This window comes from Helicobacter baculiformis (assembly GCF_900197685.1).
Lineage (GTDB): Bacteria > Campylobacterota > Campylobacteria > Campylobacterales > Helicobacteraceae > Helicobacter > Helicobacter baculiformis.
This window is the reverse complement of record NZ_FZMF01000043.1, coordinates 1-5835: the sequence shown is the minus strand read 5'-3', so window position 1 is coordinate 5835 and position 5835 is coordinate 1. Positions and strand designations below refer to the sequence as shown.

Annotated in this window: 8 protein-coding genes; 3 read left to right on the top strand and 5 right to left on the bottom strand. The window is 47.6% G+C overall.

Going from position 1 to position 5835, the window contains the following annotated elements; all coding sequences use genetic code 11:
- Positions 1 to 343 precede the first annotated feature (343 nt).
- From C6G87_RS06645 to pyrF, 3 genes are read right to left on the bottom strand one after another with little or no spacing between them, the layout of a single operon-like run.
- Positions 344 to 1273, bottom strand: a complete 930-nt coding sequence (locus tag C6G87_RS06645) for a hypothetical protein (RefSeq protein WP_104752740.1) — start codon at positions 1271 to 1273, stop codon at positions 344 to 346.
- Between the two features lies 1 nt (position 1274).
- A complete protein-coding gene (panC, locus tag C6G87_RS06640; protein WP_104752739.1) occupies positions 1275 to 2093 on the bottom strand; it encodes a pantoate--beta-alanine ligase in 819 nt (272 codons plus the stop codon).
- Positions 2077 to 2778: an orotidine-5'-phosphate decarboxylase gene (pyrF, locus tag C6G87_RS06635; protein ID WP_104752738.1), complete on the bottom strand. Its 702-nt coding sequence runs from the start codon at positions 2776 to 2778 to the stop codon at positions 2077 to 2079. The genes panC and pyrF overlap by 17 nt, the downstream gene beginning before the upstream one ends.
- Before the next feature lie 129 nt (positions 2779 to 2907).
- Between pyrF and kdsA the strand changes: the two genes are divergently transcribed.
- Genes kdsA through nusB form a run of 3 tightly spaced genes read left to right on the top strand, consistent with a single transcriptional unit; the run spans position 2908 to position 4564 of the window.
- A complete protein-coding gene (kdsA, locus tag C6G87_RS06630; protein ID WP_233709052.1) occupies positions 2908 to 3690 on the top strand; it encodes a 3-deoxy-8-phosphooctulonate synthase in 783 nt (260 codons plus the stop codon).
- Entirely contained in the window at positions 3690 to 4163 is a 474-nt protein-coding gene (gene ribH / locus C6G87_RS06625) for a 6,7-dimethyl-8-ribityllumazine synthase (RefSeq protein ID WP_104752736.1), read from the top strand. Before kdsA ends, ribH begins: the two co-directional genes overlap by 1 nt.
- Entirely contained in the window at positions 4163 to 4564 is a 402-nt protein-coding gene (gene nusB, locus C6G87_RS06620) for a transcription antitermination factor NusB (protein ID WP_104752735.1), read from the top strand. The genes ribH and nusB overlap by 1 nt, the downstream gene beginning before the upstream one ends.
- On the opposite strand, the gene C6G87_RS06615 is transcribed toward nusB, so the two are convergent.
- Together C6G87_RS06615 and C6G87_RS06610 are read right to left on the bottom strand one after the other, a co-directional pair.
- On the bottom strand, positions 4561 to 5454 hold the full coding sequence (locus C6G87_RS06615; protein WP_104752734.1) for a beta-1,4-N-acetylgalactosamyltransferase: 894 nt from the start codon (positions 5452 to 5454) through the stop codon (positions 4561 to 4563). The two genes, nusB and C6G87_RS06615, sit on opposite strands and share 4 nt — an antisense overlap.
- Complete coding sequence (locus C6G87_RS06610) at positions 5396 to 5620, bottom strand: hypothetical protein (RefSeq protein ID WP_104752733.1); 225 nt, start codon at positions 5618 to 5620, stop codon at positions 5396 to 5398. The genes C6G87_RS06615 and C6G87_RS06610 overlap by 59 nt, the downstream gene beginning before the upstream one ends.
- Positions 5621 to 5835: the final 215 nt, after the last annotated feature.

Genomic DNA, 5835 nt, shown 5'->3' with positions numbered 1-5835 from the left:
CTTTGGGCGCGGAGAGTGTGGGAAAAAGTCATCGCAGATAGAGAGAAAATTTTAACCAAAATTAAACAAACAAGAACAAGAACAGGTGAATTATTAAAAATTCCCCACATCTCCTCTTTTTACTTCTGCAAAAGATATGTCTTTCTACCTCTTTAGTATCTTTGTAATTTGCTTTTGAAATCCTCTTCTATGGTGTCCAAAAGTTTCCAGCGTTTTTTTATGGACAGAACGTTTTTTAGAGGGATAGTGAGAGATCTTTGCGGGTGTGTGGCAAATTATGGTAGGTGTGCCTCCGATCTCTATCAAGTCTGCAACTCGAAGACATAAAGAGGACTAATATCAGCTAGCAGATTGTAGAAAAATTCTTAGGGATGGGGTCAAACTTTTGTTTATAAAGTTCGAGATTTTTACTCCCAAAAGAGTCGTAATCGATAACACTCTCAAGGAATGTTGCAAAATCACTATTATTGCGCTCGGCGAGTTTGTCTAAAGTGGGGTAGTCTAGGTTTTCCTTTTCTTTAGCATTTAATAAAATGGCGTTTTGTGTGGGGCTTTGGATGTCTAGGGTGATGACCCCGATCCCAAAACTTTGGTTCAGTTGTTTGAGCAAACCCATCAACTCTTGATTGTCCCTATCCAATGTCCCTGCCACTAAATAGCCCGCATGCGCCCATGAGCTATTGCTGATTGCCTGAAAGTAAGCCTGTCTGCAATTACCCACCTTGAGTTCTCTTTTGAGCTCAAAGCTCACTAACTTCACTAAGTTAATGGAGAATGCAAACTTTTTAATGAAATCGCGCACATGGGGTGATTCAAAGTCTTTATACGCAAAACTCACCCCCACCATGTCTGGGTAAATCCACTTATCCAAACCCTTTTCGTTTTTTGTGCTTTTTTCATGGTAGATGGTCTTGGTGTAAATCCCCCATTGGTGGTAGGCGATATAGGTCAAAAGGGGGTGTAAATCCCGCTCTTTAGGGGGTTGCTTTTTAGCGGTGGGTTTAGACGGGGGCAAAGATGAATCTTTGAGGGCGATTAAAACGGGTTTGTCTTGTACCTTGATAAAGGGGAGCTTGTCGGGGGTTTCTATAAGGGCGGTGTAAATACGGCTTTCACAAGTTGAATGCGGGGTTTTACCGCCCCATTGGAACATGTTGTTAATCTTGCCCTGTTGGTATAACTCTTGTGCCTTATGATAAACATCCATGACCGCGATGGGCGCGCCCATCGCCTTAAGCACTTCTACCACGATGTCTATATCTATTTGCTTCATCTCACACCCATAAATTATCTAACAGGCGCACAGCCCCCACCTGCACGGCGCACAAAATTAAGGTTTGGTTGGGTTGGATTTGGGCTAGGGGGGCTAGCTGGCGATCGCACACGCTCAAATAATGCACCTTGAGCCCTTGCAACACTTCTAAGCCCAACGCGATGAGTTGGGCACTATCGCGCTCCCCTTCTTGAATCGCTTTTTGGATATACATCAAGGCTTGGGGGATTTTGCGCGCAGTTGCGCGCTCCTCAGAGTTTAAATACACATTGCGCGAACTCAACGCCAAGCCGTCATCATCGCGCACAATGGGGCAGGGCATAATCTCTATGTCTAAAAAGAGATCGGCGACCATGCGCTGGATAATGAGGAGTTGTTGGGCATCTTTTTGCCCAAAATACGCCCGTTTGGGGCGCACCAAGTTAAAGAGTTTGAGCACCACCTGCAACACCCCATCAAAATGTTTAGGGCGCATATCCGCCTCAAAGCCCAGTAGAGAGGCGGGGGGTTGGAGGGTGATTCTCTCTAGCACACCAAAGGGGTAGATCTGTGCAGGTTCTGGGGTAAAGAGCACATCCACGCCCAAACTCTCGCACAGAGCAATATCTGCCTGCAGGGTTCTAGGGTAGGCTTGGTAATCCTCATTAGGGGCAAATTGGGTAGGATTGACAAAGATAGAGACCACCACGATTTGATTTTGCGCTCTGGCTTGTGCTATCAAGCTAGCATGCCCGGGGTGCAACGCCCCCATTGTGGGCACAAACCCGATTTCTTGCCCCCAAAAAGAGGCAAGTTGGCTCGCTTTAGTGTACACTTGCATGCAAACCCTCCATTTGTGTTAAAATCTGCTTGAGACTCTCTAAGGGTTTGGGGTGGTTGTAAATGGGGCGACCCACCACGATAAAATCCGCCCTAGCGCGCAAAGCGTCTTGGATTGTGCCCACGCGCTTTTGATCCTGCACCTCTTGCACATTGGGGCGAATCCCCGGGGTCAGGGTGAGAAAATCCGCTTTTGTGGCTTGCTTGATGGCTAGACTCTCTAACACCGAGCAGACCACCCCATCTAGCCCGCTGCTAAAGCAGAGTTTGGCAAGGTGGAGGGCTTGCTCTGTTAAGGGGGCATGGTAGACTTGCTCCACTTCTAAAGAGTCTAAGCTAGTCAGAATGGTAACCCCCATGAGTAAGGGCGCATTGGATAAGGCACGCATGGGCTCTACCACGCTCTCAAGCGCGCGCCCTCCAGCACTCGCATGCAAGGTGATCATCTCCACACCCAATTTAGCGCACTCTAGCGCGGCTTCTTGCATGGTATAGCTGATATCATGCAATTTCAAATCTAAGAAAATCTTAAAGCCCATTTTTTGGATTTCTTGCACAAAAGCAGGACCTTCGCGCACAAAGCCCCTTAATCCCAATTTCACCCATAGATTTAGCCCCTTGAGTTGCTCTAGCAGATGCAAGCACGCTTGTTTATCGGGTAAATCCAGCGCTAGACAGAGTTGCATACATAATTCCCTTGTGGTATTTTCAGCAAAAAGCTATTACAATGCGCCATTATACAACTTAAGGATGAGAGTTTGTCAAAATCTAGCGCGCGGTGCGTGTTGATCGCAGGACCCTGTGTCATTGAAGAGATGGCGATCTTAGAAGCCATCGCTAAAGAGCTCCAGCCCCTAGCCACAGACCCTAGGATTGATTTTTATTTTAAAGCCAGTTTTGACAAGGCTAACCGCACCAGTTTAGAGAGTTATCGCGGTCCCGGGCTTGCAAAGGGCTTAGAAATGCTAGATAGCATTAAATCTAAATTTGGCTACAAACTCCTTACAGATATTCATGAAAGCGCGCAGGCGGGGGCGGTGGCTGAGGTGGTGGATGTCTTGCAGATCCCGGCGTTTTTGTGCCGTCAAACCGATTTGATTATCGCGGCTGCACAGACTAAGCGCGTTTTAAATATCAAAAAGGGGCAGTTCATGCACCCTAAGGACATGCAATACAGCGCGCTCAAAGCCCTAAACACCCGCGCTAAAAACCCCTATAAAACCCCCACTTATGAAACTTGTTTAGAACATGGGATTTATTTATGCGAGCGGGGGGCGAGTTTTGGGTATGGCAATTTGGTTGTGGACATGCGCTCTTTGGTCATCATGCGCGCCTTTGCTCCGGTGATCTTTGATGCCACCCATAGCGTGCAAATGCCCGGGGGGGCGCAGGGCAAGAGCGGGGGGGATAGCTCCTTTGTGCCCTATTTGGCTAGAGCGAGCGCGGCGGTGGGGGTGGATGGGTTTTTTATGGAGACGCACACCAACCCCAAAGAAGCCTTGAGTGATGGGGCAAATATGATCCCCACCGCGCAATTAGCCCCCCTAGTAGAAGATTTGCTCAGCTTGCAGGCATGGCAACACAATAAAGGACATTAATGGCAGAGTTTAAGAGTCTTGAGGGCAAATTATGCCTCAAGGGAGATGAGAGAGTTGGCATTTTGGCTTCGCGTTTTAACCACTTGGTGAGCGATCGCTTAGTGGAGGGCGCGCTGGATAATTTCAAACGGCATGGGGGCAATTTAGCCCTCCTGAGCGTGGTGAGAGTCCCCGGGGCTTATGAATTGCCCTTTGTGCTAGATAGGCTCTTAGCCTCTAAAAAATACGATGGGGTGTGTGTGTTGGGGGCGGTGATTCGCGGGGCGACCCCGCATTTTGACTATGTCAGCGCAGAAGCCACGAAGGGCATTGCTAACACCACGCTAAAATACGGCTTGCCCGTGAGCTTTGGGTTGCTCACCACCGATAATATTGAACAAGCCCTAGAGCGCGCGGGCACTAAAGCAGGCAATAAGGGCTTTGAAGCCATGCAAACCTTGATTGAATTGCTCAATCTCTACCCCCAAATTTAATGGCGACTCGCAGTCAGGTTAGAGAGGCGGTGGTGGGCTTGCTGTATGCCTATGAAAGCGGGAATGAAGCCGCCTTGCACAAAGCCCCCGATTTTTTAGCCCAAAAGAAAATCAAAAACGCCCAACAACGCTTTGCCCTAGAGCTTTTAGAGGGCACGCTCAAGCATTTAAACGCCCTAGATAACGCCTTGATCCCCCTGCTCAAAGATTGGGATTTGGCGCGCATGGGGAGTATGGAGCGCGCGATCTTGCGCTTGGGGGCTTATGAAATCTTACACACGCCTACCAACCCGGCGGTGGTGATCAACGAGGCGATCGAACTCTCTAAAACCTATGGGGAGGACAACGCCCCCAAACTCATCAACGCGATTCTAGACGCGTTGTGCAAACAAAAATTTTAAACTTCTTTGAACTGGGCGTAAATTTCTAAAATACGCGATTCGTCTAGCATGTTGGGGTCTATCTGCTTGCCTAATAATTTGGCGTGGTGGGCTTTGAACTCCTCTAGGGGAATCCACTCTAGGTTTTGGGCGATGTGGGCGCGCGCCTTTTTAACAAAGGGAAAGTGCCATTGGGTGAGCTCTGGGTCGTGTATGAAAACTTGATTTTGAAAGCTCTGTTGTTCTAAGGATCTACCGCCCGCATCCCATTCTACAAACGCATGCGGCTTGTTGCAGTAGAGGTTGTGATCGCCATGGGCTTCCACCCATCCAAAATTACAAAGATTGTGCACATACACCTGTTGGTCCACAACGCGAAGATGGATTCTAGAATAACTCAGGACTTGATTTTGATGCCAAACATGATAAAAACTCTGATAAAGTTTCTTAGCGTCATAGATGTGATCCGCATCAATTTTAAGCATCCATGCGTTTTTGGGGATAAAAGAGAGGACATAGTTATAGTAGTGATAGAGTTGGTGGTGGAAATCTTGGGGGTCTTGGGTTACAATTTCGTACGGGTAAGCCACTGGGATAAAAGTGGGGAACTTTTGGCAAAACTCTAGGATGTATTCTGCGCTTCCGTCATCACAATCGTTATAGCCAATCACTCCGCGCTGGATGGCGGGTAAAATAGAGTATAAACAAGCTTCCAAAGTAGCGATCTCGTTTTTCACACGGATGAATGCCCAAGGGTTGAGTGGGCTTTTAGGGTTGCTAGCTTTGGGGTCATGCTCAAAATATCCCTTGTGTAAGGCTCTATCGGGGATTAAAAGTTGGCGTTTATAGGGCTTAAGAGTTACCCCCCCCCCCCCCCCCGCACAAGCGGTTAGCTTGGATATAGTCCTCATTCTTAAGGGGCGCGATTTTAGCAAAGACTTTTAATTTTTGGGGGTGGTAATAAAAAGAAAGAGAGGGCAGGCAGAGGGCAAAGCTGTAAGCTTGTTTGGCAGATTGAAACCAATTTTTAGAAATCGCACACTTTAAGAAACTTTGACATCGTTGTTTGAGGGACAAAAACACTCCTTACAAAAGCCAAATTATACACCAATGCGCGCAAAAAGCATGCTAACATGCGCCATTTATAGATTTGGACTTTACGCACACATGCTATCACGAGATCATGATTTCTTCTATGCTCCTTACAATCTTTTCGTAGGTATATTCCTGAATCGTAGCGTGCAAGGTTTGAGAAAAACTAGCGTACTGATGAGGATCGCCCAACAACGCGT